The organism is Thermolongibacillus altinsuensis, from assembly GCF_004341205.1.
GTDB classification, from domain to species: Bacteria; Bacillota; Bacilli; order Bacillales; family Anoxybacillaceae; genus Thermolongibacillus; species Thermolongibacillus altinsuensis.
This window is the reverse complement of the sequence record NZ_SLUL01000001.1, coordinates 277598-303343: the sequence shown is the minus strand read 5'-3', so window position 1 is coordinate 303343 and position 25746 is coordinate 277598. Positions and strand designations below refer to the sequence as shown.

The window sequence follows — 25746 nt, the reverse complement described above, 5'->3', positions numbered from 1 at the left end:
TTAACGAAAAAATTTTTGAAACAGGACACACAAAAAGACCGAAAAAATCGGTCTTTTTCTTTAGTAAAATATCAACAATAAAATTTAACAGAGCCTATTTATAAAATACCTGTGGTGCTAGTTGAGCGTTAAGACTCAACTAGCACCACGGGTTTAAAATTATGAGGGTGTCCCAAAAGTGTTCGCTAGGCGTTCGCTTTTCGGACACTCTCCACTTTTTTGGCGTAAAAAAAATAAGAAAACCGTTCCTCTTTTGGTATAATAGAGTCACCACCACTCACCACAAAAGAAAGGAACGATTTTCTTATGTACATTCATTATAAACGCGATTAACTCATTTTGCCAATGGATCTTGAAATATTGATCCCCAAACATCATCTTTGCCGTATTGTGGATATGGCAGTGGAAAAAATGAGTCCCTCTCTTTTTACTTCCCTCTACCCTAGCGGAGGGCGCCCTGCGTATCATCCAAAAATGATGGTAAAAGTCATCTTGTATGCGTATGCCAATCGCATTTACTCTTCCCGCCAAATCGCGAAACAGTTAAAAGAAAACATTTATTTCATGTGGCTGTCCGGCAGCCAGACACCAGATTTCCGCACCATTCACCGGTTCCGGTCGGAACGGATGAAGGAAGTCATTTATGAAACGTTTTTCTCGATAGTCGATTTGCTTCGCCAACAAGGATTGGTGAAGTTAGAGGATTATTTTTTGGATGGAACGAAAATCGAAGCCAACGACAACAAGTACACATTCGTTTGGCGCAAATCAACGGAAAAGTATGATCAGAAGTTGGATGAGAAATTCCAACAAATCGTCGCGTCCATCGAACAGGTGACGAAAGAGGATGAAGAGGCGGAACAAGAGCTGGATTTTCAAGAAAAGCTGGAGGCTTCGCCGATCACGTCCGAAGTCATCGAGGCGACAATCGAACAAGTACAGGAGCGTCTTAAGAAAGATCCAAAGAATCGCACGTTAAAGAAAGCGAAACGCCAATTGGAACAAGATCTTCTTCCTCGTAAGAAAAACTATGAAGAGTACAAAGAAGTAGTAGGCGAACGGAACAGTTTTTCGAAAACGGATCTGGATGCCACCTTTATGCGAATGAAAGACGATCCTATGAAAAACGGGCAGCTCAAACCGGGGTATAATGTGCAAATCGGAACAGAGAACCAATTTGTGATTGGATTTAGCGTTCATCAACGGGCCGGAGATACGGGATGTTTGATTCCCCATTTTGAGCAGTTAGCGTCGTATGGAAGACCGATGCCGAAGCAAGTTATCGCCGATTCCGGATATGGGAGTGAGGAAAACTACACATATTGCGAAGAAAAGAAGATGACGGCGCTGATCAAGTACCATACGTGGGATCGAGAACAGACAAAAGCATGGCAGAAAGAGATCGGCCGGGTAGAGAAGATGACATATGACGAGGAGTTGGATGAGTGGATTTGTGCCAAAGGGGAGCGATTGGTGTTCATTTATGAACGGAAGCAGAAGACCGACAACGGCTATGAAACAGTCAAACGCACGTATCGTTGTACGGCTTGCGCGGGATGCCCGTTTCAATCCCAATGTGCGAAAGGAAAAAAAAGAAAAACCATCAGCGTTTCCCTTAAGAACCAAAAACAACGGCAGGAAGTCAGAGAGCGGTTGTCAACAGAGGAAGGAGCCGCAACGTACCGGAAGCGACAAACCGAAGCAGAGCCGGTGTTTGGGCAAATCAAGCATCATCAACAATTTCATCGTTTTTCATTGAGAGGCCTCCCAAAAATTACCTTGGAATGGGGTCTAGTTTGTGCTGCCACAATTTGAAAAAATGGGCCACCACGACCGATCCAGCAAGGAAAAAACAGAAGGAAAGCAAGAATAGGGAGGGATTTCCCTCCGAAAAAAGCATAAATAAACAAATTATAAGAAAAAGAAACAAGAGACTGATTTCAAAAGGTCGATGTAACGACCTTTTGAGTCAGCCTCACTTCTGATTTGCATGATAAGGACTATTGGAAAATTGTTTTTTTATTTTTATTACTAGTTGAAAAGGTAATAAAAATCCAAATTATATTTGACATAATATATAAAACGGAAAGACATAATAAAGCATATAAAATCATACTAGTTGTAGAAGTAAATATAAATAAAATAGTAGTAAATATAACAGCCATCCCTATTAGAAGACCTAAGCCACAGAGTGCAGCCATTACATACTTAAATGCATCAACCCCTAAACTGTAAATAATTAAAGGGATTGCATAAGATATAAGAATGAGAACTATAGACATCCACATACCGATGTCTCCAAATTGATTGACATTAGGTCCTGAATTAGATATTGGAGAAAGTGAAGCCAATACAATTATTGAACAAAGAATGGTTGCTGAAATTGCGCTTACAATAATAATTTTAAGTTTTTTATTCTTATTATCCAAAATGAACATTCCTTTCTTAGTTTTATGTAGTCATTTTCCCTTAGTGATGATGTATAAAATTTTGTGTAAAGCATTTTGCTAGACCAAAAGAAAAAAGGTAGGGTATTCTCTGATTTGGTCATAACAGTTTCTCACTGTTTCGAGGATAACTGGGTGAAGCGACGCTTACATTTGCACGGATTATATTGCAACACGTTCTATGTAAATAAAAAATTTCATTTTGTATTAACGGTTTGAAATCTCTTTCAGTTTATTGGCAAAATCCATCTCTAAAAGCGTTCTATTTAACTCCTTATAATATGGTTGGTTCAGGATCCACTGATTTCTTTCTTTCAATTCATTTTCATTTATAAACGCAAGCCACTCTTTCTCTAATTCATTCAAGGGTTTTTTATAGACTTGTTCGATCTTTGCTGCTAAATTTGCTTGATTGTATATGAGAAAATACTTTTCTTTTCCGTACTTGTCTATTAAATATGTTGTAAAAGATCCTGCTTCCACATAGCTTACCCAACTCAGTGCCTCATTGCCATATACATCCGTAAAACGTTCCGCCAATTCTTCATTCATTAGAATTTCTAGCGGGATGTATCTCTCGTTCTTCACAAAATAATTCATTAATTGATGGATTGGTGTTTTCTCATTTGGAAACAGATACTCCTTGTACTCATTTTGAATAAAAATGGCGATTCCCTCTTGAGTAAAATAGCCAGAACCGGGAGTATACCCAAATAATGCATGAGATAATTCATGAATAATAGGTGCTCTTCCCTCTAAATATCGATAATAATGAATGCTATTCCCATTTACATAACTTACTTTATTCCCCTTGTTCAACGTAATGTAGAACTTTTTCTCATCGCCAATAAGAGGGTTAAAATGTTCCCCCAAATAAAGCGTAGCTTTCCTCAAACTGTCCTTAAAATGATCCATCTCCTTTGGAGTTAGATTCAAATAATTTTTTATAATAAACTCTATCCCATATTCATCCACTGTAAGTTGATCTTCAAGGATCATTTCCTTATCCTTTGCACTCTCATTCCTATCGTTGGAATCGACTATTGCTGTTTCTTTGGATTCGGCCCCATTATATGAACACGAGGTTAAGAGTAATAAGCTAACAGTTAAAAGCACACTAAATTTCCTCATCAAAAAATCCCCCATTCTTAAAGTCGATCACTTTACTACAATGATCTGTTAACGATCATTGATCTTTAGCATAATGTAGGGATGGAGAATTAAATAATCTCCCATTTAATTTCATTTATGTTAAAATGAACAAAAGCTATTTCAGATGGAAAGGAATGAATCATTTGGCCAATACACATTCGTTTACAAAGGCGGAGGAGATCGTCAATGCGATTACGCATGGAATTGGAGCGGTATTAAGCGTTGCAGCTCTCGTCATTTTAACGGTGATGGCATCGGTGCATGGAAACGCATGGCATATCGTCAGTTTTAGCTTGTTTGGAAGCACGATGCTCATTTTATATTTGTCATCCACGATCGTTCACGGTTTGCCAGAAGGGCGATTGAAAAGATTGTTCACCATTTTCGATCATTCCTCCATTTATTTTTTCATTGCCGGGACGTATACCCCTTTTCTTTTTTTAGCTGTAAAAGGAACAATCGGCTGGATATTGTTCGGCATCGTTTGGGGGCTTGCTGTTTTCGGTACGGTGTTCAAATGCTTTTTTGCTCATCGGTTTTTATATACGTCGACGATTTTATATATCGTCATGGGGTGGTTGATTGTTTTTGCGTGGAAACCGCTCGTCGCAGGACTTTCGCCGGAAGGAGTCATGTATCTGATCATCGGCGGTATTTTGTATACGGTCGGAACCATCTTTTATGTCTGGCGAGCGTTTAAATTTCATCACGCGATTTGGCACCTGTTTGTGCTAGGAGGATCCATCGCCCACTTTTTTGCGGTTTTCGTTTTATTGGATTCGTTTTAATCGATTCGATTTGGTTATGAAAAAGAAGGAGAGCTGTTACCTTTGCGGTGAAGCCCTCCTTTTGTTTTTTGAATATATGAACTAATCGAGGACCACAATCGCTTGACTTAATTATTCTACACCTTTCTTCCCGAACCCCTCACCAAATTTCAGTAAATGCAATTGCCCGTTAGAAGCCCAATTTTCTCTGTCGTATTCATCAAAAATCACGGTGACTCATTCCTCTTTTACATTTAAAATTCTAGCTGCTTCTTTTGTAATCGTTTCGACAAATTGTTGTTTCTGTTCAATTGTTCTGCCTTTCGCCATTTTTACAGTAATGATCGGCATGATCCATTCATCCTCTCACATAGAGAACGAAATAAAAAGCAGTAATTGCTCTTTTGCCAAACAGCTCAAGTATATAGATTCAAGTTGAGTTTCCGACACATCACATCATGAATAGAAGACCGCTTTTCTGCCATAGGCGGCAAGATTTTTCTTGCCGCCCCGGCATGCTAGAAGCATGCCGATTCCGAACGTAAAACGCATGACAGACAAATTCATTTGTCTGATGGCGTTTTCGTTCGGAGAAGTGGCAGAAAAGCTTGTTTATGTTGGAAAATTAAGCTTATCATATATAGTTACAGCTACAACTGCGCAGGCAGATGATGCCTATACATTTCTAACGCGTCGGTATGCTTTTTTAAAACATCGATTGTTTTATGATTCGGTTTTGCAAAAATAATCGGATAGTTTTTTTCATCCAGTTCTTCATGAACAGAAAAAGCCAACTTTTCCTCATCAATCGAAAATTCCGCTTGAACCCCAGGTTTATTCCCACGGGCGTCTAAACGAATCCAACGATTTAAGGTGGAAAGATAAACCGCGTTGAGTGCATGGATGCAATATCCTTGATCTGGCGTATCAAACAGCATCAAACGCTGATAGCAAAATCCCGTTGGAATTCCCTGCGAACGCAACAATGCAGCCAACAAATTAGCTTTGGCGTAACAAATCCCTTCTTTATAATAGAGAACGTCAGATGCTTTGCATGTCACTCTTGAACTTTGAATATCCCATGAATGCGAAATTTCATCTCGAACAAATTCAAACGCTATTTTCGCTTTTTCAACATCTGATTGTGATGAGTGAAAAAGCTCCTTTGCTTTTTGTTGAATCAAAGGATGTGAGTAGTTCACTTCATCAGACTCCATTAAATAATCACTTAAACTGGAAGATTCACAGGTTAATATCATATCGCACCTCTTCCAACAATTGTTTATTGCAAACATTTAAGGGCAGTGGCAAAAATGTACAACACGATTTTTCCGTCAGGATCTTTGAAACTTATCATAAATTCGTTGTTCATACTCCCGTAACACCGCGGAATTGTTTGTATAGCGCTTTTTCATGATCGCATTGAACCGCAACAACTTTTCGTTTAGCTTTCGCGTTAGCCGTTCCTTTTCTTTTTCATCATCACAGCAGCGAAGCAAGTCTTCGATCGTCATGAGTTCTTTCTTCAAATCGACTTCTTCGGAAATGTATCCTGCATTTTTCAGCATCAAATAACCCGTGCGCAATTCTTCTGGAACATGGGATATATCTTCTATTTCAAGCGGCTTTCCAAACCCGGGCAATTGATCGAACTCACCGTTTTTGATTGCTTCGCGAATTTTTTCCTCTGCAATTTTCCAAATGATGTCCATTCCATCTCACCTTCTGTCGTTTATCCGTACATCGTCCATGTGCCAATGTCATAAAATCCCAGCCGTTTATAGATGCGTCCCGCCTTCGGATTATCATAAAACAAGCATAATGTCTTTCCTGCACGAATGTAATCTTTCACAACTTTTTTCATAATGACGCTCGCATAGCCCCTTTGGCGATATCGTTCGTCCGTACAAACGCCAACAACCATCGCGGAGAGGGAATTTTCCGCTGTTGTCGAAACGCTGGATACCATTTGACCGTCTTCTTCAATATAGTAAGTGCGGCCGGTGTTCGTTTCCAACGATTTTAACAACATTTCTCTTGATGCAGGCGTTGCGGTAAATTCAGAAATACGGCGGCGCAATTCCACAATCCGGTCAACATCGTTCACCGTCGCTAGTTTCACATCATACGCTTCATCTTCATCTGTAAAGGAAATGGTATTGCATTCACAAAAATACGTGACTCTTTTCTTTCCTAATGACAATCCATCCACGTTTTCAAATTGCTCAACGACTTCTGATTTTCCCGAAAGACGAACAACCCCATCATTGCTTCGAATGATTTCGGCAAATCCATTTACATCAAAGGTTGACGGCGCATAAGGAATATAAGAATCATAAAACCTCAGTAAAACGGCTTTTAGCATGCCGTTCTCATCGAACTCGCCCCACAATTCTTGAAAATCTTGATCATACCCAAACGCCTCAATGTCGCCGATGATAAAAAGGTTGATCGCTGCTTCCTTTTTCAAAAAAGAAAATACTTGATCATGATCTGCCGCTGTTAGTTTTCGAATCATGTTCACTCCCCCAAAAATCCAATATATGTATAATAAACTAACAAAAAGAAAAATAATTTTCAATATTTATAATTTTATCTTTTTGATGTTGTGCCATTTAAAAAACAAGGCCGGCAAACGCCAGCCGTTCTTGTTAATCGTCACAGTGTATTTCTCCATTTTGTGATCAATGATAAACGATATTGCATAAATGCCAAGAAAGAAAAACGACGCTAACCCAAACAGCATAGACCGTTCAGGTTAACGCCGAATACAAATGGTGATCTGCTGTTTGACCGCAGCGATGGCTTCCGCCTTCTGCTCCTCCGGACAAGGTACGCGCGACCGCGAATGTCGCACTCCTTAAACACGTGCGGCGGCAAAATAGATCGTTGAAATACTCGCCGGAAAACCACCTCAATCACAAAGATTGTGCTATGGCTTCCGTTAATAGATAGGAAAGTGTCGACTCAGCGCCCCGATTCGGATTCGGCCCGTCCGGGTTAAGACCGTCACAGCAGCTTCCATCGCTCGGATCGGCGAGAGGAATGCCAAGATCATTGTTACCGTAAAACCAATCACGACAGCGGCGAACAACTTCTCGGTACGCTTCGTCTTCCAACGCCCTATAGGCCTCGCGCGCAGCCAAAGCCAACTTCATCACATCGATGGGCTGTTGGTCCCAGTCGGCACGCCGATCGCTGTCACACCAACCGCGATTGCCGACGGGGCGAACAACGCCGTTATGGCCGCTCATCTTGGTCGTCAGAAAGTCGAGGCTCTCTTTGGCTACTTCTAGCGTCTTGGCGCGTCCGTGGTATCGATAAGCCACAAACAACGCCCACGGCAATAGCCCATTGGCATAGGTGATTTTCGGCTCATACCAACGCCAGTCATCCGTTCTGTGCGCGAGGTAAGCATCGAGCAGGCACTGCTCGAACACGTCCGCCAGATTTTTAACGTCGTTTTCGGTCACACCAGAAGGCAAGGCCAATCCATCGCTCCGCATAGACAGCAGCAGGCAGCAAGCCGCAAGCCCCCAGGCCTGGCCGCGCAAAAACCGCAGCTCGCGGCTGGCCAAAAGCGCCCGGCGCAAGATCTCGGCAGCTACGCATCTCCGCGCTTCATCTTCGAGATTTACGTAAGCCACCGCCGCTGCCCAGAGGGATCGGCCCAAGCAGTCGTCCGAGCGCGACTCCGATTCCGGCGTTCGGTCAAAATGAAAGTTGTTCTGAAACCATCCGTCCTCTCTCTGCGCCCAGAGCAAGAAGGCCAGATACCGGTCCAACAGCCGGTATAGCCTCCGGCGTTCCGCAGATTCATCGTCTCCAAGCAGATTGAGCCACTCCATGCACGCCCAGATGGCGCGCGCGTTGTCGTCGGTCGAATAACCTTCCCGCCGGCGCGGAATGCGTCCCAAGCTGTGCTCGAGCAACCCCGTGTCGTCAGTCATTCGTTCCAAATGATCGAACTTAACGACTGACGGAGCCAACAGGCTTCACCTCGCCTTCCAATCGCTCTGCCGCTTTTTCATCACCGTCCGTTTCGCCGCAGAGCTTGGCAAACAGCTGCAGGTATTGCTCGCCGACGCGTGGCCAGTGCGTCGCTTCGCCAATCTTCCGGATCCGCTCTTCCCACTTCCGCAAAGCCTCATCGTCACTCAACAGACGACGGAGTTGCCGCTCCCAAGCTTCGGTATCTCCGTACGGCAACAGCAATTCCTCGCACCCGCGCAACAGGTCGCGAGCATGTTCATATGGCGTCGTGAGGACTGGACGACCCACGCCAACCGCATAGGCCAAGGTTCCGCTGGTAATTTGCTGCATGCCTGGATACGGAGTGACGTAAAGGTCACACGCCGTCAAGTAGTCGACTAATTCCTCCTCGCTGAAGTAACGATCAATCATCCATACGTTTTCCTCGAGCCCGAGGCGACGGATCATCTCCTGCAACTCCTCGCGGTATGCTTCCCCTTCACGCTTTTTCACTTCAGGGTGTGTCTGTCCAGCGATAACGTATAGCGTCTCCGGCACTTCGCGGACAACTCCCGGCAAGGCGGAGATCACCGACTCGATTCCCTTGCCGCGATTGAGCAATCCAAAGGTGAACATGACTTTGCGCCCTTCGAATCCCAGGCGACGGCGGAGGAGATCCCGTTCCTCGTTGCGCGGCTCCGGTGAACCGTGCGGAATGTAGAAGATTTTCTGCTCCGGCAAGTTAAACGCTCGAGTCAGGTACGGAATCGCTTGACGGTTCATGACCACAATCGCGTCGCTCGCATCGGCGATTTGTTGCTGAATACGGCGATAAGGCGGTTGAGGATCGGCAAAGACAGTGTGAAACGTTGTGACGAGAGGCTTCTTCAGAGCATGGACAAAGTCTAGTATGTATTCACCTGCTTCGCCTCCAAAGATGCCAAACTCGTGCTGCAGAACCACCACTGAGACATCGCTTTGGTTAACCCGTTCCGCCATCCTCATGTAAGCCGCGCGGTCCTGCGCCGCCAGCGGCCAGAACTTCGGATCGTTCTGATACGCCGAAGCGCCGTCGCTTTCGTTATAGAGCACAATCACCGGATCGACATCGCTCCGTTTACCGGCGACGCGTACGCTGTTGCGAAGATGATCGGTAAACGTGGCGATGCCGCAACGCCGCGGCGGATACGTGCTGACATATGCGATTCGCTTCATGCCTGCATCACTCCTCTAGATTGGTTAATAATGGAACCACTGAACACCTCGCCGGCAGGTGCCACGGTCCGGTATCCGAAGATGCTGTTGCTGAGGCGGCTTCCGTCGCGCACGACCGAACGATCCCAAAGGATCGTGTTCGAACAATGCACGCGGGCACCTATATAGCAGTTATTACCAATCACCGCGTATGGACCAATCACCGCTTGATCACCGATCTTCACCTTGTTGCCGATCAATACCGGCGGCACCAAGAGGGAACCGGAACCGAATTCGACATCTTCTCCCACCCAAACACCTGGCTGAACTTGGCGTCCATTCATGAGCAGAGAAAACCGTCGGTCGAGCACATCCCAGTGGACCTGGCGATAACGGACCGGAGTGCCCATGTCGTTCCAGTAGCCTCTGCTTACTATGCCGTATACGCCGGCTCCTTCCTGAATCAGACGAGGGAACGTTTCACGCTCAATGGAGACCTCGCGCTGCGCCGGAATATAACGCATGACCTCCGGCTCAAGTATGTACAAACCGGCGTTGATTCGGTTTGACGGCGCTTCCTCGCGGCGCGGTTTCTCGATGAAGCGCAAGATCTTTCCGGTTTCATCCTGTTCAACGACTCCATACGAAGAAGGATCTTCAACTTCTGTCAGTGCAATAGTGGCAATGCCGCCGTGCTGGCGATGAAACTCAAGAAGAGGAATCAACTGTGGCAAATGGACGATGTCGGCGTTGACGACCAGGAATCGCTCATCGAGCAAACGCTCCGCGTTCTTGATGGCTCCTGCCGTCCCCATCGGGAACGGTTCGATCGCGTACTCAATCTTCACTCCCCAGTTTCGTCCGTCGCCGAAGTGACGACGAATCACATCCGAGCAGTGGTGAGCAGCAATGACAAACTGATCGACGCCTTGTTCATGCAGATGAGTGATGAGGTGTTCCAACCAAGGACGATTCGCAATAGGTGCCATAGGTTTCGGAAGGTTTTCCGTTAATGGACGTAGACGCGTTCCTAACCCTCCAGCTAGCAGCAATGCTTTCATTTTATCACTCCTCCATTCGTTTCGGAATTCGTAAGATTTACTAATTACACTATGAAGCCCGAAACACAGATGGATGAATGAGAAAATGAAAGATGAGAAATAAATTGTTAGCACCCGACGAATCTGGTTGCTAATAATAGTATACATAATATCCCTAATGTTGGCAAGCAAAACGCTTCCATTTTTTTATATAATCGCGCAGCGTTAATGTCGTTTTTGGAGGATCACACCAAGTTTGTTCAGCGAATCCCGTACAGCTGCGCAACAATCCTGCTGTTCTGCTCTCCCACATACCCAGTGCTTGAGAGCACAAAACGAGGAGCACCAAAGCCCGTCTTCGCGGTATAATATAATTGTCAACATAATATGGATTCATGCGGGATAAAGGAGGTTTAGACGCCATGCCTTATCCGATTCCACCATACCGCGTGGGTATTGCCGGCGCAGGCGCTTTTGCTGCTTTCTTGGCTGGTGCGCTCGCACCGTTGCCTGAATTTCAATTGACAGCCGTTGCCGGCCGCACCGACGAAAAACGCCAGCGTGTGCTGGACGCCTATCGCCAACGTCGATCCGATGCGGTTGCCCCGCGTGAATATCAGGAAGCGGCGGATCTCATCTGTGATCCGGACATCGACGTGGTGATCTTAACGACACCGCCCCACCTCCACGCACCGCTCGGCGAATTGACGTTGACAAAAGGCAAGCACCTATTGCTAGAGAAGCCAGGGGCACTGACTTCAGCGGCGCTGAAGCGCATTGCCCAGCTCGCAACAAAACAACGGCACGCGTTCGCCGTCAACCTAGTTTTGCGCTACAACCCGTTGGTAGAAGCGGTCGAATGGATGCTCCGCCACCGCCTGTTGGGTCGCGTGCACCATGCTAGTCTTCACAACGCCGCACACCGTGTCGCATCCGGACATTGGTTCTGGAACCGCGAACTGAGCGGAGGGATCTTTATCGAACATGGGGTTCACTTTTTCGAAGTAGGCCGACACTGGTTTGGCGAGCCTGAAGATGCGCACGGTTTTGCCTTATCCGAAGCGAACGGCGAGCAGTCGCGCGTGTGGGCGAGCGTGATTCACCGCAGCTGCACACATCATGTACAGGAAGCGCGAGTGCCGACAAAAAGAGCAGAAACCGAATCCCTTCATGAGTACGTACCGGTTCAGTACTACCACGGATTCACAATGGAGGCGGACGCTCCTGAGTCAACAAAATGGGAAGTCCACTGCGCTCAAGGGCGGATTGTGCTCGAAGGCTGGATTCCACAACAGCTGTATGTCGAGGGAATGCTCACGGCAGAACAGGCGGAACGGATCGACGCTCTTCTTGATACCGTGCCTACGCAACCAGCGGCCGACGCTGGCGAACAGGTACGAGCATGGGCCGCATCGCGGTTGTCTCCAAATATGCCAGCGTCCGATCGACCATCCGTTTCCCGTCTACCGTATCGGCGGACGGTGTCATTGGTTGATCGGCAAGGATGGTATGAGGCGATGGCCCAGGCCCGCTTCCTGGATTTTTGTCGGATGATCCAAGACCCGAACTGGAATGGAATGGTAACACCCGACGACGCTGTGGCCGACCTCGCTCTTGCCGAAGCCTGCACGACTTCGAAATCTTGGCACGAAGGCTGAGGGAGCACTTCATCCGAACAAACGAGACTGCTTTAGATGAAATTCGCACCCGACTATTGCCTATATCATTCAATAAAATTCGCCTGTTGGACGTAAAAAACCGCCGACCAAGGAAACACCTGGTTGGCGGTTTTCGGTTTTTTTATATAATTTCAAACCTTTCGTAACAAACAAAAACAAGGCGGGCAAACGCCAGCCTTGCATTATCTCACCCCTAACTCGTTTTTCTCATTCATCACCAAGTCAAAATATTGAACGGAAAGCATATCGCGATCAAAAAGATCATCGTTCCAAATATGTTGTAAAAAGAGGCGGGCGATGATTTGTTTACGTTCGCTTTCTTGGGCATCTTTTAACGCGATGATGCTTAAATAAAGATCGCATAAGCGGTTGGCGATTTTTTTCGCATGATACGTTTGGACTTGTTCTGGCTGTCCGTTCAGTTGTTGAAGAGACTGCACGAGTTCGTTTAGTCCGTTTTCGACCGGTGCAGCCAATGCCCGCACAGCGGCTGGAAGTTTGGCAAGCTCTTCGTTCATCGTTTGGATAAACATTTCATGAACGCGGTATTTGCGCATGAGACGCAATACTTCTAATCCTAAAATGTTCGCGGTTCCTTCCCATACGGTTAACACTTGGGCATCGCGAAGAAGTCGAGGGGTGACGAAATCCTCAATATAACCGTTGCCGCCGTGCATTTCAATCGCTTCATGAGCAAAGGCAATCGCTTCTTCAGCCGTGCGCATTTTCAAAAGCGCAATCAAGAGGCGATTCCATGCTTTTTCTTCTTCGGACGCTTGTTCAGGTGTTCTCATGACGCGATCAAAAAACGAGATCAACTCAAAGCAAGCGCTCGTCTGTACTTCTTGTCTCGCCGTTAAGTTGGCCAGCGTCTCTTGCACCATCGGATACGACGTAAGCTTCTGGCCGAATGCAGAACGATTCGATGCATATTGCTTCGCTTCGTCAAGCGCCCGCTTCATAATGCCAATCGAAGCAACGGCATTACATACGCGCGATAAGTTGAGCGCTTCCATCATATAATAAAATCCTTTTTTCGCATCGCCGATTAAGTAAGCTTTCGCGCCTTCAAAGACGACTTCTGCCGATGGAACGGCTCTTACGCCAAGCTTATCTTTCAAACGTCGAATGTGAATGCCGTTCAGCCTCCCGTCTTCATTGCGCCACGGCACAAGAAATAGGCTAAGTCCTTTTGTTCCCGGTTCGCTTCCGTCTATGCGCGCGAGCACCGTCGCCACGCCGCACATGCCCGCATTGCTTGCAAAATATTTTTCGCCATAAATTTGATAATGATCGCCGCACGGAACCGCACGCACTTCGTTGGCGCCGACATCCGATCCGCCTTGGCGCTCGGTTAAAAACGTCGCTCCTTCATATAGCTCGATCTCTCCAGTCGAGATGACATGCGGTAAATATTTGTTCTTCAATTCCTCATCCGCAAAATGTTCAAGCAAATACGCCGTCGCCATCGTTAACGTGACCGGACAATAAAAACCTGGCTCGACCTGCGATAATAAATATCCTTGCGCATACGAATAAATATAATTCCCTTTTCGTCTGAGTTCGGGAATGTCTTTATGCACATAGCCGACAATGCCTGTTTCATACGTTTGGTTCACCGTTTGGCGATATCCTTCGTTGACCCATATTTCGGAAACGTCATTCCCAAAGCGGTCGTACTTAATGAGCCGCGGCTGTCCTTCACGGTCGGTATGAACCGCACGGCGGTCAATGTCGGTCATGCAAAGTTGCCAAAACTGTTCAAGCTTTTCCTCTGCATAGGCATATAGTTCAGGATCTAAATATTTTTTCAAATTCGCCATCAAATTTGGATCAGCCTCGCGCAATCGTTTCATTGCTCATCCCCCTCAACACTTGTTTTAATACTTTCCCTGTCGTATTGCGCGGCAATTCACGAATTTCTTCATATAAACGCGGGATTTTGTAGTCAGCGACTTTACCTTCTAGAAAACGTTTACATTCCTCCGCAAGATTTTCAATTGGCTGCGCGGTGACGACAAATGCTTTTACCGTTTCTCCCCACTCCGGATGCGGTACGCCAACAACGGCAACATCGACAACGGCAGGATGCGTTCGCAACACATCTTCGATTTCTTTCGGATAGACATTTACCCCGCCAGAAATGATCATATCTTTCTTGCGATCCACAATCCAAATGTAGCCGTCTTCATCCCGACGCGCTAAATCGCCTGTATACAACCAGCCGTTCTTCAACGCTTCTGCCGTTTTTTCTTCATCTTTATAGTATCCTTTCATCGTCCCTTCCCCGGCTAACACCACTTCTCCGACTTCGCCAACGGGAACTTCATTGCCATATTCATCGACAATTTTCACTTCGCAATGGAGCGCGGCATGTTTGCCTACACTTCCTGCTTTGGTCGCGTGTTCTTCAGGCGCAAGATACACACCGTTTGGGCCAGCTTCGGTTAAGCCGTATAAACACATGAGACGGTCGGTGCGGAACTGCTTGGCGATGAATTGAACTTCGTTTGATGAAAGCGGTGCTCCGCCATACGTCCAATATTGGACGGAAGAAAGATCGTGTTCGTAAAGACGTGGATGTTTTGCGGTGAGTAAGTAGGCGACAGGTGCTCCGAAGAAATGGGTAATTTTGTGCTTCTCCACTAAGCTAAGCAACGCTTCTGGGGAAAACGATGGTGACAACACATGGGTGGCTCCGACATACATGCCGCCGATGAAAAATAAATGGAGCGGTGCGGAATGACTAAGCGGCATGATATGCAATAGGCGGCTGTCTTTGTTCATTTTCGTCTCAAACGCCATCATGTTCGCGACCGCTAAAATGTTGCGGTACGTAAATAAAACTCCTTTCGGTTTTCCTGTCGTTCCCGATGTGTATAAAATCGTCGCTTCGTCATCTTCTTTCAACGGACAAACAATCGTCTCCGCTGTTCCGTTTGCAATCAGTTCAGATAATGACCGCCATCCGTCTTGCGCTTCGCCTGTTTTGATCCAAATGACATCGACATGTCCAACAAGCGGCTCAAGCTCTTTGTAAATCCAATCATGAGCGATGACCGCCTTTGCCTCGCTATGTCCAAGAATATACTGCACTTCCGCTGCAGTTAAACGAGCATTGACAGGAACGACAATGGCCCCGAGGCGCAATACCGCAAAATAGGCATAGGCAAACTCTTTCGTATTTGGCATATACAAGGCGACTTTATCACCTTGGCGAATGCCGAGGCGAGCGAGCGACGAAGCAAGCCGATTAACGTTTTGATCGACTTCGCGATAAGAAAGCGCCACTTCTCCTTCAATGATCGCCTCTTTGTCCGGAAACTTTCGAGCATTGCGCGCAAGCAATTCAGAAATATTCATCCTACTCCCCCAATCCTTTTAATCTTTGTTTAAAATCTTCCAAAATCGTTTCCATTTCTTGTTTAAGCTGCACTAAGTCTTCAATTCGTTCGTTCACCTCCTTTAGTTTTTGTTCACCGTATTCAATCGTTTTTTCTAGCTGCTTCCGTCCCGTTCGGTCTTTATCAAATAAGGAAATCATTTCGTGAATTTCTTCAAGCGAAAACCCGAACCGCTTTCCGCGAAGAATGAGCTTTAACACCGCGCGATCTTTCCTCGTATATAGACGCTGCCCCGTTTCCGTCCGCATCGGTGCAATCATTCCCCGCTCTTCATAATAGCGAATCGTCCGCGTACTAATATCGAACTCCTGCGCCAATTGCGAAATCGTATAGTAGTTCATCGTTTCACCTTCACTAATTATCTTATTTTTCTGAATTTTATTCTAATTTACGTTTACGTAAATGTCAATTGAAACTGTTATGTCCATGTAGAGCTTATTTCTTGAACTTGTATATTCCTTTATTGTAAATAAAGAGAGGGTTTGACCCTCTCCTTTTTATAACATTCCAGAATTAATGATTGGACCGGGCTAGCAAATACAAGAAATACGGTGCTCCGATAACTGCCACCACGATTCCGGCATGAATTTCTGACGGCTGTAGAATCGTGCGGCCAATCGTGTCGGCGGTCAGCAACAATAGAGCCCCTGCTAGCGCCGAGGCTGGCAGCAAATATTTATGATTCAGACCGATGAGTCGTCGCGCTAAATGCGGACCAATCAAACCGACAAATCCAATGCCTCCGCTGACAGACACGCAAGCAGCTGCAAGCCCGACCGCAGCAGCTAGCAGTATTACTTGTTCTTTTGAAACAGACGCCCCAAGTCCTGTGGCAACGTTTTTTCCTAATGATAACACATCAAGTACGAGCGCTTTATAATAGACAAAAACAAATAAGACGATGATCCAAGGTAAAAGCGCTAACACATGATCCCACGTTGCTCCCCAAATGCTTCCGGTCAACCATACCGCCACAAATTGATAAAGCTCTCGGCTCAACCGAAGAGAAAGAACCGTCATAAGCGCGCTCAACCCAGCCGCAACTGCCACTCCTGTTAAAACAAGACGCGTTGGCAACAACCCTTCATATTTTTCATAAGACAACCCAAACACAAGAGCAGCCGCTAACAAACCGCCGATAAACGCAAGAATCGGCAAAAATAAAACGGGAACGTCCAACTGTGTTGGGAAAAACGATAAATATAAAACGACCATTACCCCCGCTCCATGCGTAATTCCTAAAATGCTTGGATCGGCTAACGCATTGCGAGAAATGGTCTGCATAATGCAGCCCGATACGGCCAATCCGGCTCCGACAAGGAGGGAAATGACAATGCGAGGCAAGCGAAATTCAAACAAAATCAACTCTTGCTTTTCGGTTCCCATTCCAAATAGCGTTTGAAACACTTCAAGCGGAGATAGCCGACTGTATCCTGTGTTCATGCTGATCACAAACACAATGAGAATCAGAACAGAAAAAACTGCAAGTATGGCAAGACGCTGAACGTTCTTGCGTCGCTCCGTGCCATTCATGAAAATTCCCTCCTTCCTTTTCGCACTACATAAAGGAAGAACGGAACACCGATAAGGGCAAATAACACACCGATTGGCGTTTCGTAAGGAGGGTTGATCATTCTTGCACCAATATCAGCCATAATCATGAATACTCCACCGAGAACAGCCGAACAAGGAATAATCCAGCGATAGTCCACACCGACGAAAAAACGAGCAACATGTGGAACGACAAGTCCGACAAATCCAATCGGTCCGACCGCCGATACAGATACTCCTGCCAAAAGAAGCACAATCATCATGCTGAGCGCTTTGACCAAGCCCGTTTTTTGTCCTAGCCCTGTCGCTACGTCATCTCCTAGGCTCAGTAGCGTAATCGAACGCGACAAAAGCAATGCGCCTATTAAAGCCCCCGCAAGCCAAGGGAACATGATTTTCAGCTGGCTCCACTTGACTCCAGCCACTCCGCCTGCATACCAAAACGCTAATTCTTGACTTAACTGAAAATGAAGCGCAATTCCTTCGCTCAGCGCTGTTAACAATGCGCTTACGGCTGCTCCTGCCAACACAAGACGAACCGGCGTTAAGCCGCCTCGTGCCAACGAGCTAATCCCGTATACGAGCCCTGCTGCAACAGCTGCTCCTAAGAAGGAAAATAGAATCAAAGAATTATAGGACAATCCCGGGAAAAACGCGAAGCAAATGGCTACCATCAACGTCGATCCAGCGTTCAACCCCAAAAGTCCGGCATCTGCAAGAGGGTTTCGCGTCATTCCTTGCATGATTGCACCCGCTACCGCAAAGCTGGCGCCTACTAAAACATCCGCAAGCGACCGCGGAAGACGCAAATCTTGAATAATCGAATGTTCCGTTCGATTCGGATTGTAATGAACAAGCGCTTCCCATACGGTTGAAAAGTGAATGTCCGCCGCACCAACCGAAATCGATAACATGATCCCTAAAACGATCGCACCAAGTCCACCGACGAGTACCATCATCGCGATCCATGGCCGCGAATGCAGATTCACTGTATCGTTTTTCATGATTTTCACCTGTTTTCTCTTCATCTTATCTATAAGTGCAAAAAAAGAAGAACGCTTTTCTGCCAAGTTCGGAAAGAAAATCTTGTCGAACTGCAACAAAATCGGACAAATGAATTTGTCCGATTTTGTTCAAGAGATTGGCAGAAAAGTCTAAAAACTGATTTCATATCTATCATACCACATTATTTTTTATGATGGGAAAGCAATGTATCGACAACAAGATCAAGCTGATGTTCTAGCGAAATGGCGTCGGTAAACCATACATTTTCCATTTTCATTTCATATACATGATTGTTTTTGACGGCATTTAGATTTTTCCAGATGGCGCTATTTTTCATCTCCTTTTCTACTTGATCCGTTTCTTCTGTGCGGTATACTGTCCAAAACATATGATCAGCCGCATAATCAGGCAATGCTTCTAAGGAAATCATCTTCCATTGCTGCGGTCCTTCGATGACTTCTTTTTTAATCTTCTCCGGCGGAGTTAATTGCAACGCGTTATAAATGACTTGTCCTGCTCGTCCAAAATTATCGCCAAATATGTAAAAATCTTTTCCTTGCAGTTCATAAATGCCGACCGTCTCATCTTTGCCGATGACACCTTGTAACTTTTCACGAGCAGCAGCCGCTTTTTCTTCAAATTGTTTGATCCATTCTTCTGCTTCCTCTTTCTTTCCAAGGATGTCCCCAAACACACGAATTTCTTCTTGAATGCCTTTATAATGTCCAAACGGAATCACGACCGTTGGCGCAATTTTCGATAGCTGCTCATATTGATCATCTAAATATACAATAATTAAATCTGGGTTTAATTCTGTTACTTTCTCAAGTGAAATCGGATTTCCGACGTTTTCAATCCCTTTGATTTGATCTTTGATAAAAGGATTTTCCATCACCGCTTGCGTTGTTGCGATCGGTTTTACTCCAAGCGCCAACGCATTTCCTAAAAATTCATACGGCATCACGACTCGCTTTGGATGAGCTGGAATCTCCACTTCTTTTCCGTTTGCCATTTTAAATGTTCGTGTTGTCGCTTCTTCTGTTTTTGGCTGTTTTTGCTTATCAGACGCAACGCTCTCTTCTTGTTTTCCGCATGCGCCCATGAACAAAAGAAGTAAGAGTGAACATACTAGTAATAATCCTTTTTTCAAGTGTAATCCCCCTTTTTGTGTGATCACGATTATCAATCCCAATATAATGATAATGATTATCATTATATTTGTCAATCCATATAGCTAGATTTTCAAATTTAAGAAAATTCACCGACTTAGACAAATCGTTTCGCAAATGCATATCCAATCCCACTCGACATTCCTGTAATGAACTCTGTTTCATTTTTCATGTTGCATATAAATAAAAAATAAAATGCCTTTAGCGCACGGCTAAAGGCATTCTTGTTCAACGGATTGAATGAGTTGTTTCAACAGCTGCACAGCGTTGTCAAGCGAAAGCAAATAATAACGCTGCGTCCCTTTCTGTTCAACTTTCACAAGTCCGGCATCTCGCAAAATTTTTAAATGATGTGAAATGGCTGGCCTTGATAGGCGCGAATGCTCCGTAATCTCATTCACCGTCAACGCTTCGTGCTCCGCCAGCAACAAAATAATATCTTGCCGATGCGGATCGCTTAACGTTTGAAACAGCGGAATACACGCACGAAATAATTCCATCGCTTTTTCGCTCATCGTTTCATCTCTTTCTCGTTTCGTTTAAATGTTTAAACATTTTGTTTACCAGTGTACTCCCTCTTTTTCGATCTGTCAAGTGACATTCGATGTTTCAACGATGTCATGATGACGATCATACCGAGATGATGAGTAGATTTTCATGTGGATAAGCTACTGCTTAACTTGCAATTGAATTTGATTGCCTGATGGATCTCTGACGACTGCCTTTTCTTGCTCAAGCTCAACAGATGCACCAATCTTTTTCAGCCGTTCCACAACCTTTTTTAATTCTTCTTCATTCGGCAATAAAATCGAAAATAAACGTAGTCCCGTCGCATTCTCTGGCGGTTGAGGAGCACCGACTCCAGCCCATGTATTAACTCCAATATGGTGATGATAGCCGCCCGCAGATAAAAACAATGCGTGGTTCCCCATTCGTATCGTCGCTTCAAATCCTAATCCGTTACGGTAAAATACATCCGCTTCTTCAATGTTGCCAACATGCAAATGAATATGGCCGATTTTCGTTTCTTTTGGAAGACCTAACCATCGCTCATTCCCTGCTTCAGCTAATAAGTCCTCTACATTTAAAGGTTCGGTAATCCCTTTATATTCCCCGCTTTCTGTCCGCTCCCACTGTTCGACAGGACGATCAGCGTAAATTTCAATTCCGTTGCCATCAGGGTCTGTCAGATAAATCGCTTCACTAAATTGATGGTCGGAAGCGCCTTGCAATGGATATCCGCTTTGCAGCAAATGAAGGAGAGAACGAGCCAAACTTGCTCGATTAGGAACCAAAATGGCGAAATGATACAATCCCGTTGTTCGGGCCGGCTTTAATATCGCATCTTTTCGCTCTTCTAACACAAGTAAAGGCGTAACGCCATCTGTCGTTAACGTCGCCTTATTTTCTTCTTTGTTCAAAATCTGAAATCCAATCAAATTTTGGTAAAAACGGAGCGAGCGATCAAGATTTGAAACAATAAGATGAACGTGGCCAATTTCTGTTTCTGGGTGAATGATTTCATTCATGCAATATCATTCCTTTCTTTCGTTTAATTGATCATGAGAAGGTGGAAAGATCATCACGGCAGTTAGTTGTAACAATTTTAGTTACATCTAATTTAAAAAAAATTAATCACTCCCCTCTCCCATTTTTTGCGCTAAATTGGTGACTAACTCTTTTAAACGAATTTCTCCTAATACTTGTTCCATCGCCGTTTGTGCGCGTAATAAAAACACTTCGAGAACCGATTGAATGTTCGCCCCTACTGGACAATGAGGATTCGGATGATCGTGAAATTGGAACAATCCTCCTTCTCCTACTGCTTCAACGGCTTGGTATACATCAAGCAACGTAATGTCCTCTATATCTTTGGCAAGAAAAGCGCCTCCTGTACCAGGACGGACTTCAACTAAGCCAGCTTTTTTTAGCATCCCAATCACTCGGCGCACAACAACCGGATTCGTGTTGACACTTCTAGCAATCCATTCGGATGTGCAAAGCACATTTTTTTCCAACGCTAACAATGCTAAAATGTGGACAGCAACTGCAAATCGACTGCTAATTTTCATATATTTCCACCCCTTTGTAACCATTATAGTTACAACAGAAACAAAATGTCAAGAAATATTTGTAAAAGAACTCCTTCCCGCGAGGAGTTCTTCGTTGCTCAATGAGCAGATGTTAGTTTCAGGCCAATGATGCCAATTAAAATAAAAAGCAAAAAAATGACTCTTGAAGCGCTGACGGGTTCGTTTAACAAAATCATCCCAATGACAACTGTACTAACCGCTCCAATTCCTGTCCATACGGCATACGCCGTTCCAATCGGCAACACTTTTGTCGCCAGCGCCAAAAAGTAAAAACTAATGATCATTCCTACGATGGTAATAACGGACGGAACGAGTCGCGTAAATCCGAACGTATATTTTAAAGCGACCGCCCACACTGCTTCAAAAATGCCCGCGATGACGAGATATACCCATGCCATTTCCTATCCTCCCTTTCCTTTTAGTTTTTCCGTATTTATACAATTGAACATGATAAATGATTTGTATTTTTTTATCAAATGAAACGTAAAAGGCGCCGTCCTCATCGGATAGCGCCTTTTATGCTAATAACGCTTTAATTTCTTCGACAGAAAGCAATTTTCCGGCGGAAACAACTTTTTCGTCGATGACAAGCGCTGGTGTGCTCATCACACCGTAACGCATAATTTGTGGAATTTCTTCGACTTTTTGCACGTCGGCATTAATACCTAATTGAGCGATCGCCTCACGAACGTTTTGTTCAAGCTCTTTGCATTTTTTACAGCCTGTTCCCAATACTTTAATTGTCATCGTTCCTCTCTCCTTTTATAAAATAATGTTAAATATATATCCAATGGCGATGATGCCAATGGCTACCACTGCCACAAAGATGCCGATGAGCTTCGGCTTAATGACCTTGCGAAGCAACACCATTTCTGGAAACGATAAAGCGGTAATCGCCATCATGAATGAAAGAGCAGTCCCAGGAGCGATCCCTTTTAGCATTAATGCTTCAATCATCGGAAGCGAACCGACCGCATTTGAATAAAGCGGAACGCCAAGAACGACAGCGATCGGTACAGCGAAGAGATTATCTTTTCCCGCATAGCGAACGAGGAAATCTTCAGGGACATAGCCGTGAATCCATGCACCGATGCCGATCCCAATCAATAAAAACAACCATATTTTTTTCACCGTATCGACGGCATTATTTTTTGCATAAACTAGTCTTTGCTTGATCGTCATTTCTTCAATCGGTGTTTCTCCTAGTTTAATTTCATACACATAAGACTCTACATATTTTTCCATTCGTAATTTTCCGATCACCCATCCTGCGATGATCGCAAGAATAATGCCAAATAAAACGTATAACACAGCAATTTTCCAACCGAAAATCGAAAACAACATAACGAGTGAAATCTCATTCACAATCGGAGACGAGATTAAAAATGTAAACGTAATCCCGAGCGGAATGCCCGCTTCGACAAAACCGATAAAAAGCGGAACGGTCGAACACGAACAAAACGGAGAGACAACTCCTAACAACGCTGCTAAGACACTGGCGATGCCTTTTTTCTTTCCACTTAGCCACATTTTTACTTTCTCAGGCGGAACATAGCTTCGTATAAACGAAATAATAAAAACCATAACCAATAATAACGCTAAAATTTTCGTCGTATCATAAATGAAAAAATGAACGGCTCCACCTAGTTTCGATGTAACCGATAAATGCAATACATCTTCAACAAACCAATCAGCCAATTTTTTAAACATGCTCTTCCCTTCTTCCCAACAGGTGTGGAAGGACGAGCGCTTTATTCAGACGGTAGATCGTAAATTTTCCTTCCTTGCGTACCGTTACAACATTCCCACGTTCAAGCAGTTTGAGATGATGGGTTACCGTTGAAGGTGGCAATTGTAGTCCAGCTGTAATTTCGCACATGCACAAATCAGCATTCATTAACATTCCGATGATGCGTAAGCGCGTCTCATCGCCTAACGCTTTGAAAAATTCCGCACGCTCTTGTAACAATCGTTCTTCTGCAAGAAAAGGCAAGTGTTGTTTTGATTTTTCAATGATCTCTTTTACTTCGCATTCATCTTTTACTTTCCAAGCGTCCCCCATTCCGCTTCCTCCTTTCGTTTTTATTATAAAACTATTTTTCTAGTTTTATAGTGGCAAAAATGAATATTATGTGAACGTTCCGAAGAAGGTGAAAAAATAAAATGCCTTTAGCACACGGCTAAAAGCATTTTTGTTCAACAGAACGAATGATCTGTTTCAATAACTGCACGGCGTTGCCAAGCAAAAGCAATCGCAACGCTGCATCCATTCTCAGACATCGGATCAACTAGATGTTGAATGTAAAATAATATCATCTTTCTCATTATCCCACTTTGCTTCAATCAATCGCTTTTCTTCATAAAACGTATACTTTTTCTTTCCGATTTGAATAACCGTCCCTTCCCACACTCTATCCATTTGAATGGTTTCCCCTTTCGGAACGGCAAGCAACGTCGTAACCCCCATTGAAGAACCGACTTCTCTTACTTTTATTCCTTTCCGGGCGAACGCTTCTCCGCCTCTCAACACTCCGTTGACCTTTAACTCCCCTCCGGCATAAATATTGCAATTGTAGCAACCTTTTCCGAAAACAATGACATCTCCGCTACAACGAATGACGCTATTCATCGCATAGGACAGCTCAATTAAATCACTTTCATGCTGCTCGTGTTGGCTGATAAATATATTTAATTCACGCAACAAATTCTCAAGACCTTTATAAGAGTGGAAATGATTCGGCTTTTCAGCGAAGAAATAGGATTGTAATTTATTCCCCATTTCGATCCATTGTTCACTTATGTGCTCTCGCTTGTTTCGACAAATGTTTTGATATTGTTTCATCGTTTCAAAAAGCGAATGAAACTTAGTATCTAACATTCTTCTTATTAAAAAGTAAATATCTTTATCTTGCACTTTTGATGACATGATCATTTGTCGAATAGCCAAAATCATTCTCTCCAATTTTTGTTTAATTTCATCTAATAATAACGCCAATTCAGAGAGCACGATTTTATTTTCCCCTGAAATGACCGTTCCGCTGATGAGATTGCGATGAATGAATATCGATTGTTGCGCTTGAATTTTCGCTCGGTTCACGTTTTGAAAAATGACGACATTGCCGAGTGCCTCTACTTCCATCTCGTCTTGAACGTTTCCTGTAATTTCAATGTCCCCTTTAAAGCGAATGTTTCCTGTAGAAAGATCAACATCTCCTTGATGAACGAACTTCGGAATGATGGAGACAATCACAGTACGCCCTTTCTCGATGATTTCCGGGCGACCGGATTGAACGGCGACAATCTCCGTTCCGTCTTCGCTCATGGCCACCCCTTTTCCTAACTGCACGGTCACCGGGTGTGTTTCACGAAAAGGGATCACCTCGTTCGTGACGGTAATTCCCGGCACTCCAGGTTGTGGCGGGTGAACAACGGCGACCAATTGTCCATCTGAAACGTTTGTGATCATTTCCATTTCTCGAAAATCAACCGTCCCGTCTTCGCGAAGCTTCGGTCTTCTAGCATTCTCGTTCCCAACTTTTAACTCTACCCAGCCATCTTTTCCCTCCACAGGTTCGATTCCTTCAGCAATAACCACACTCGTTTTTTCAGTTGCTTGAAGCGCTTCCATAATGTTGGATTCTTTTATTCCGTATACGATGTGCAATTCCTTTAGTTTTTCAATGATTTGCTCATATTGCACATCATGTTCCACTTCCGTTTCCAGATGAGCTTGCAAATGCATATGCTTTGTGGGAGGAATATCCTTTAAAACATAGCGTCTTCGAACGGCAGGCTCAATCGTCAAAACCGCTTGGATTTTCCGTTTATCCATCGTCACATCCCATTTTGCATCTATTTTTTCATCTTCCTCGACGCTGATCTGCAGTTCGTCATTCTCCTCTAACTCAACCGTTCCGTTCACTTCTTCACCGTTTTTAAACAGTTTCACCCCTTTGCCGACTGTAATGGTCGGGCGTTGCGAAGAAGAACATCGATAAAACAATTTTCCATCTTTCAGCCATACTTTCCCTTCTAACGAGTCAGTCTCTTCTATTTCCTTTGTAACCGATTGCATCTGCTTTATTTTTGTAATTTTGACGATCGCCGGCCGCGAAACGATGCCAAACAACCTCTTTTTTTCAGCTTGGATAATTTCTACGGAAACTTCTTCACGTGCCGCATTCAATTCCTTTAATCCTGCGCGAATCGCTTCATCTACTGTGTTTCCTTTTGAAATAATACTCTCCACTTTCCTCTCCCCATCTTTCGCTGA

Annotated in this window: 26 protein-coding genes and 1 pseudogene; 3 read left to right on the top strand and 24 right to left on the bottom strand. The window is 44.6% G+C overall.

Translation table 11 applies throughout. From position 1 onward, the window contains the following. Positions 1 to 345: 345 nt before the first annotated feature. Positions 346 to 1862: pseudogene (locus EDD69_RS01615) on the top strand (IS1182 family transposase); the annotation flags it as partial. Positions 1863 to 2000: 138 nt separating this feature from the next. Here the strand turns inward: EDD69_RS01615 and EDD69_RS01610 are convergent. Further along, complete coding sequence (locus tag EDD69_RS01610; protein WP_082829561.1) at positions 2001 to 2429, bottom strand: DUF5391 family protein; 429 nt, start codon at positions 2427 to 2429, stop codon at positions 2001 to 2003. A gap of 225 nt (positions 2430 to 2654) precedes the next feature. Then, complete coding sequence (locus tag EDD69_RS01605; RefSeq protein WP_132947210.1) at positions 2655 to 3578, bottom strand: gluzincin family metallopeptidase; 924 nt, start codon at positions 3576 to 3578, stop codon at positions 2655 to 2657. Positions 3579 to 3742: 164 nt separating this feature from the next. Between EDD69_RS01605 and trhA the strand changes: the two genes are divergently transcribed. Next, positions 3743 to 4387: a PAQR family membrane homeostasis protein TrhA gene (gene trhA / locus EDD69_RS01600; RefSeq protein WP_165871700.1), complete on the top strand. Its 645-nt coding sequence runs from the start codon at positions 3743 to 3745 to the stop codon at positions 4385 to 4387. 216 nt (positions 4388 to 4603) lie between these two features. Here trhA and EDD69_RS15480 read toward each other — a convergent pair whose 3' ends face one another. From EDD69_RS15480 to EDD69_RS01565, 7 genes are all read right to left on the bottom strand, one after another. Continuing rightward, positions 4604 to 4717: a tautomerase family protein gene (locus EDD69_RS15480; RefSeq protein ID WP_243643009.1), complete on the bottom strand. Its 114-nt coding sequence runs from the start codon at positions 4715 to 4717 to the stop codon at positions 4604 to 4606. A gap of 299 nt (positions 4718 to 5016) precedes the next feature. After that, positions 5017 to 5625 (bottom strand): transglutaminase-like domain-containing protein, encoded by a 609-nt coding sequence (locus tag EDD69_RS01590; RefSeq protein WP_132947208.1) that lies wholly within the window; start codon positions 5623 to 5625, stop codon positions 5017 to 5019. A 75-nt stretch (positions 5626 to 5700) separates the two neighbouring features. After that, a complete protein-coding gene (locus tag EDD69_RS01585) occupies positions 5701 to 6078 on the bottom strand; it encodes a DnaJ family domain-containing protein (RefSeq protein ID WP_132947207.1) in 378 nt (125 codons plus the stop codon). Positions 6079 to 6098: 20 nt separating this feature from the next. Next, the gene (locus EDD69_RS01580) at positions 6099 to 6884 is read right to left on the bottom strand and encodes a GNAT family N-acetyltransferase (protein ID WP_132947206.1); all 786 of its coding nucleotides are present in this window, start codon (positions 6882 to 6884) and stop codon (positions 6099 to 6101) included. Positions 6885 to 7284: 400 nt separating this feature from the next. After that, entirely contained in the window at positions 7285 to 8355 is a 1071-nt protein-coding gene (locus EDD69_RS01575; protein ID WP_132947205.1) for a glycosyl transferase, read from the bottom strand. Next, the gene (locus EDD69_RS01570) at positions 8336 to 9553 is read right to left on the bottom strand and encodes a glycosyltransferase family 4 protein (RefSeq protein ID WP_132947204.1); all 1218 of its coding nucleotides are present in this window, start codon (positions 9551 to 9553) and stop codon (positions 8336 to 8338) included. Before EDD69_RS01570 ends, EDD69_RS01575 begins: the two co-directional genes overlap by 20 nt. Continuing rightward, positions 9550 to 10593, bottom strand: a complete 1044-nt coding sequence (locus EDD69_RS01565; protein ID WP_132947203.1) for a nucleotidyltransferase family protein — start codon at positions 10591 to 10593, stop codon at positions 9550 to 9552. Before EDD69_RS01565 ends, EDD69_RS01570 begins: the two co-directional genes overlap by 4 nt. A gap of 401 nt (positions 10594 to 10994) precedes the next feature. Here EDD69_RS01565 and EDD69_RS01560 point away from each other — a divergent pair, with 401 nt between their 5' ends. Further along, positions 10995 to 12230, top strand: coding sequence for a Gfo/Idh/MocA family protein (locus EDD69_RS01560; RefSeq protein WP_132947202.1), 1236 nt, complete (start codon positions 10995 to 10997; stop codon positions 12228 to 12230). A 69-nt stretch (positions 12231 to 12299) separates the two neighbouring features. On the opposite strand, the gene EDD69_RS15635 is transcribed toward EDD69_RS01560, so the two are convergent. The 15 genes from EDD69_RS15635 to EDD69_RS01490 all read right to left on the bottom strand — a co-directional run bounded on the left by EDD69_RS15635 (position 12300) and on the right by EDD69_RS01490 (position 25722). Next, complete coding sequence (locus EDD69_RS15635; protein ID WP_279388120.1) at positions 12300 to 12434, bottom strand: hypothetical protein; 135 nt, start codon at positions 12432 to 12434, stop codon at positions 12300 to 12302. Beyond that, positions 12434 to 14107 (bottom strand): acyl-CoA dehydrogenase family protein, encoded by a 1674-nt coding sequence (locus tag EDD69_RS01555; protein WP_132947201.1) that lies wholly within the window; start codon positions 14105 to 14107, stop codon positions 12434 to 12436. The genes EDD69_RS15635 and EDD69_RS01555 overlap by 1 nt, the downstream gene beginning before the upstream one ends. Then, complete coding sequence (locus EDD69_RS01550) at positions 14085 to 15614, bottom strand: class I adenylate-forming enzyme family protein (RefSeq protein ID WP_132947200.1); 1530 nt, start codon at positions 15612 to 15614, stop codon at positions 14085 to 14087. Before EDD69_RS01550 ends, EDD69_RS01555 begins: the two co-directional genes overlap by 23 nt. Position 15615: 1 nt before the next feature. Further along, entirely contained in the window at positions 15616 to 15996 is a 381-nt protein-coding gene (locus tag EDD69_RS01545; RefSeq protein ID WP_132947199.1) for a MerR family transcriptional regulator, read from the bottom strand. A 172-nt stretch (positions 15997 to 16168) separates the two neighbouring features. After that, the gene (locus EDD69_RS01540) at positions 16169 to 17188 is read right to left on the bottom strand and encodes a FecCD family ABC transporter permease (RefSeq protein WP_132947198.1); all 1020 of its coding nucleotides are present in this window, start codon (positions 17186 to 17188) and stop codon (positions 16169 to 16171) included. Further along, positions 17185 to 18210 carry a FecCD family ABC transporter permease gene (locus EDD69_RS01535; RefSeq protein WP_243643008.1) on the bottom strand — a complete coding sequence of 342 codons (1026 nt, stop codon included), beginning with the start codon at positions 18208 to 18210 and terminating at the stop codon, positions 17185 to 17187. The genes EDD69_RS01540 and EDD69_RS01535 overlap by 4 nt, the downstream gene beginning before the upstream one ends. Positions 18211 to 18392: 182 nt before the next feature. Next, positions 18393 to 19361, bottom strand: coding sequence for an iron-hydroxamate ABC transporter substrate-binding protein (locus tag EDD69_RS01530; protein ID WP_243643007.1), 969 nt, complete (start codon positions 19359 to 19361; stop codon positions 18393 to 18395). 231 nt (positions 19362 to 19592) lie between these two features. Then, positions 19593 to 19895 carry an ArsR/SmtB family transcription factor gene (locus EDD69_RS01525; protein WP_132947195.1) on the bottom strand — a complete coding sequence of 101 codons (303 nt, stop codon included), beginning with the start codon at positions 19893 to 19895 and terminating at the stop codon, positions 19593 to 19595. 153 nt (positions 19896 to 20048) lie between these two features. After that, the gene (locus tag EDD69_RS01520; protein ID WP_132947194.1) at positions 20049 to 20909 is read right to left on the bottom strand and encodes a VOC family protein; all 861 of its coding nucleotides are present in this window, start codon (positions 20907 to 20909) and stop codon (positions 20049 to 20051) included. Positions 20910 to 21011: 102 nt separating this feature from the next. Beyond that, positions 21012 to 21452, bottom strand: a complete 441-nt coding sequence (locus EDD69_RS01515) for an Rrf2 family transcriptional regulator (RefSeq protein ID WP_132947193.1) — start codon at positions 21450 to 21452, stop codon at positions 21012 to 21014. Positions 21453 to 21550: 98 nt separating this feature from the next. After that, positions 21551 to 21871 carry a quaternary ammonium compound efflux SMR transporter SugE gene (gene sugE / locus EDD69_RS01510; protein WP_132947192.1) on the bottom strand — a complete coding sequence of 107 codons (321 nt, stop codon included), beginning with the start codon at positions 21869 to 21871 and terminating at the stop codon, positions 21551 to 21553. Between the two features lie 118 nt (positions 21872 to 21989). Beyond that, positions 21990 to 22220, bottom strand: a complete 231-nt coding sequence (locus EDD69_RS01505) for a thioredoxin family protein (RefSeq protein WP_132947191.1) — start codon at positions 22218 to 22220, stop codon at positions 21990 to 21992. A 15-nt stretch (positions 22221 to 22235) separates the two neighbouring features. Next, entirely contained in the window at positions 22236 to 23183 is a 948-nt protein-coding gene (locus EDD69_RS01500) for a permease (protein WP_132947190.1), read from the bottom strand. Then, positions 23176 to 23535, bottom strand: coding sequence for an ArsR/SmtB family transcription factor (locus EDD69_RS01495; RefSeq protein WP_132947189.1), 360 nt, complete (start codon positions 23533 to 23535; stop codon positions 23176 to 23178). Before EDD69_RS01495 ends, EDD69_RS01500 begins: the two co-directional genes overlap by 8 nt. A gap of 222 nt (positions 23536 to 23757) precedes the next feature. Continuing rightward, positions 23758 to 25722 carry a FapA family protein gene (locus EDD69_RS01490; RefSeq protein ID WP_132947188.1) on the bottom strand — a complete coding sequence of 655 codons (1965 nt, stop codon included), beginning with the start codon at positions 25720 to 25722 and terminating at the stop codon, positions 23758 to 23760. Positions 25723 to 25746 lie beyond the last annotated feature (24 nt).

Bases quoted from the DNA above. Each gene is read 5' to 3' on its own strand.
- EDD69_RS01565 (WP_132947203.1), bottom strand. From the start codon at position 10,593: ATGAAAGCATTGCTGCTAGCTGGAGGGTTAGGAACGCGTCTACGTCCA.
- EDD69_RS01555 (WP_132947201.1), bottom strand. From the start codon at position 14,107: ATGAAACGATTGCGCGAGGCTGATCCAAATTTGATGGCGAATTTGAAA.
- EDD69_RS01605 (WP_132947210.1), bottom strand. From the start codon at position 3,578: ATGAGGAAATTTAGTGTGCTTTTAACTGTTAGCTTATTACTCTTAACC.
- EDD69_RS01535 (WP_243643008.1), bottom strand. From the start codon at position 18,210: ATGAAAAACGATACAGTGAATCTGCATTCGCGGCCATGGATCGCGATG.
- EDD69_RS01580 (WP_132947206.1), bottom strand. From the start codon at position 6,884: ATGATTCGAAAACTAACAGCGGCAGATCATGATCAAGTATTTTCTTTT.
- EDD69_RS01495 (WP_132947189.1), bottom strand. From the start codon at position 23,535: ATGGGGGACGCTTGGAAAGTAAAAGATGAATGCGAAGTAAAAGAGATC.
- EDD69_RS01570 (WP_132947204.1), bottom strand. From the start codon at position 9,553: ATGAAGCGAATCGCATATGTCAGCACGTATCCGCCGCGGCGTTGCGGC.
- sugE (WP_132947192.1), bottom strand. From the start codon at position 21,871: ATGGCATGGGTATATCTCGTCATCGCGGGCATTTTTGAAGCAGTGTGG.
- EDD69_RS15480 (WP_243643009.1), bottom strand. From the start codon at position 4,717: ATGCCGATCATTACTGTAAAAATGGCGAAAGGCAGAACAATTGAACAG.
- EDD69_RS01515 (WP_132947193.1), bottom strand. From the start codon at position 21,452: ATGAAAATTAGCAGTCGATTTGCAGTTGCTGTCCACATTTTAGCATTG.
- EDD69_RS01525 (WP_132947195.1), bottom strand. From the start codon at position 19,895: ATGAGCGAAAAAGCGATGGAATTATTTCGTGCGTGTATTCCGCTGTTT.
- EDD69_RS01500 (WP_132947190.1), bottom strand. From the start codon at position 23,183: ATGTTTAAAAAATTGGCTGATTGGTTTGTTGAAGATGTATTGCATTTA.
- EDD69_RS01545 (WP_132947199.1), bottom strand. From the start codon at position 15,996: ATGAACTACTATACGATTTCGCAATTGGCGCAGGAGTTCGATATTAGT.
- EDD69_RS01585 (WP_132947207.1), bottom strand. From the start codon at position 6,078: ATGGACATCATTTGGAAAATTGCAGAGGAAAAAATTCGCGAAGCAATC.
- EDD69_RS01550 (WP_132947200.1), bottom strand. From the start codon at position 15,614: ATGAATATTTCTGAATTGCTTGCGCGCAATGCTCGAAAGTTTCCGGAC.
- EDD69_RS01520 (WP_132947194.1), bottom strand. From the start codon at position 20,909: ATGAATGAAATCATTCACCCAGAAACAGAAATTGGCCACGTTCATCTT.
- EDD69_RS15635 (WP_279388120.1), bottom strand. From the start codon at position 12,434: ATGCAAGGCTGGCGTTTGCCCGCCTTGTTTTTGTTTGTTACGAAAGGT.
- EDD69_RS01540 (WP_132947198.1), bottom strand. From the start codon at position 17,188: ATGAATGGCACGGAGCGACGCAAGAACGTTCAGCGTCTTGCCATACTT.
- EDD69_RS01505 (WP_132947191.1), bottom strand. From the start codon at position 22,220: ATGACAATTAAAGTATTGGGAACAGGCTGTAAAAAATGCAAAGAGCTT.
- EDD69_RS01590 (WP_132947208.1), bottom strand. From the start codon at position 5,625: ATGATATTAACCTGTGAATCTTCCAGTTTAAGTGATTATTTAATGGAG.
- EDD69_RS01560 (WP_132947202.1), top strand. From the start codon at position 10,995: ATGCCTTATCCGATTCCACCATACCGCGTGGGTATTGCCGGCGCAGGC.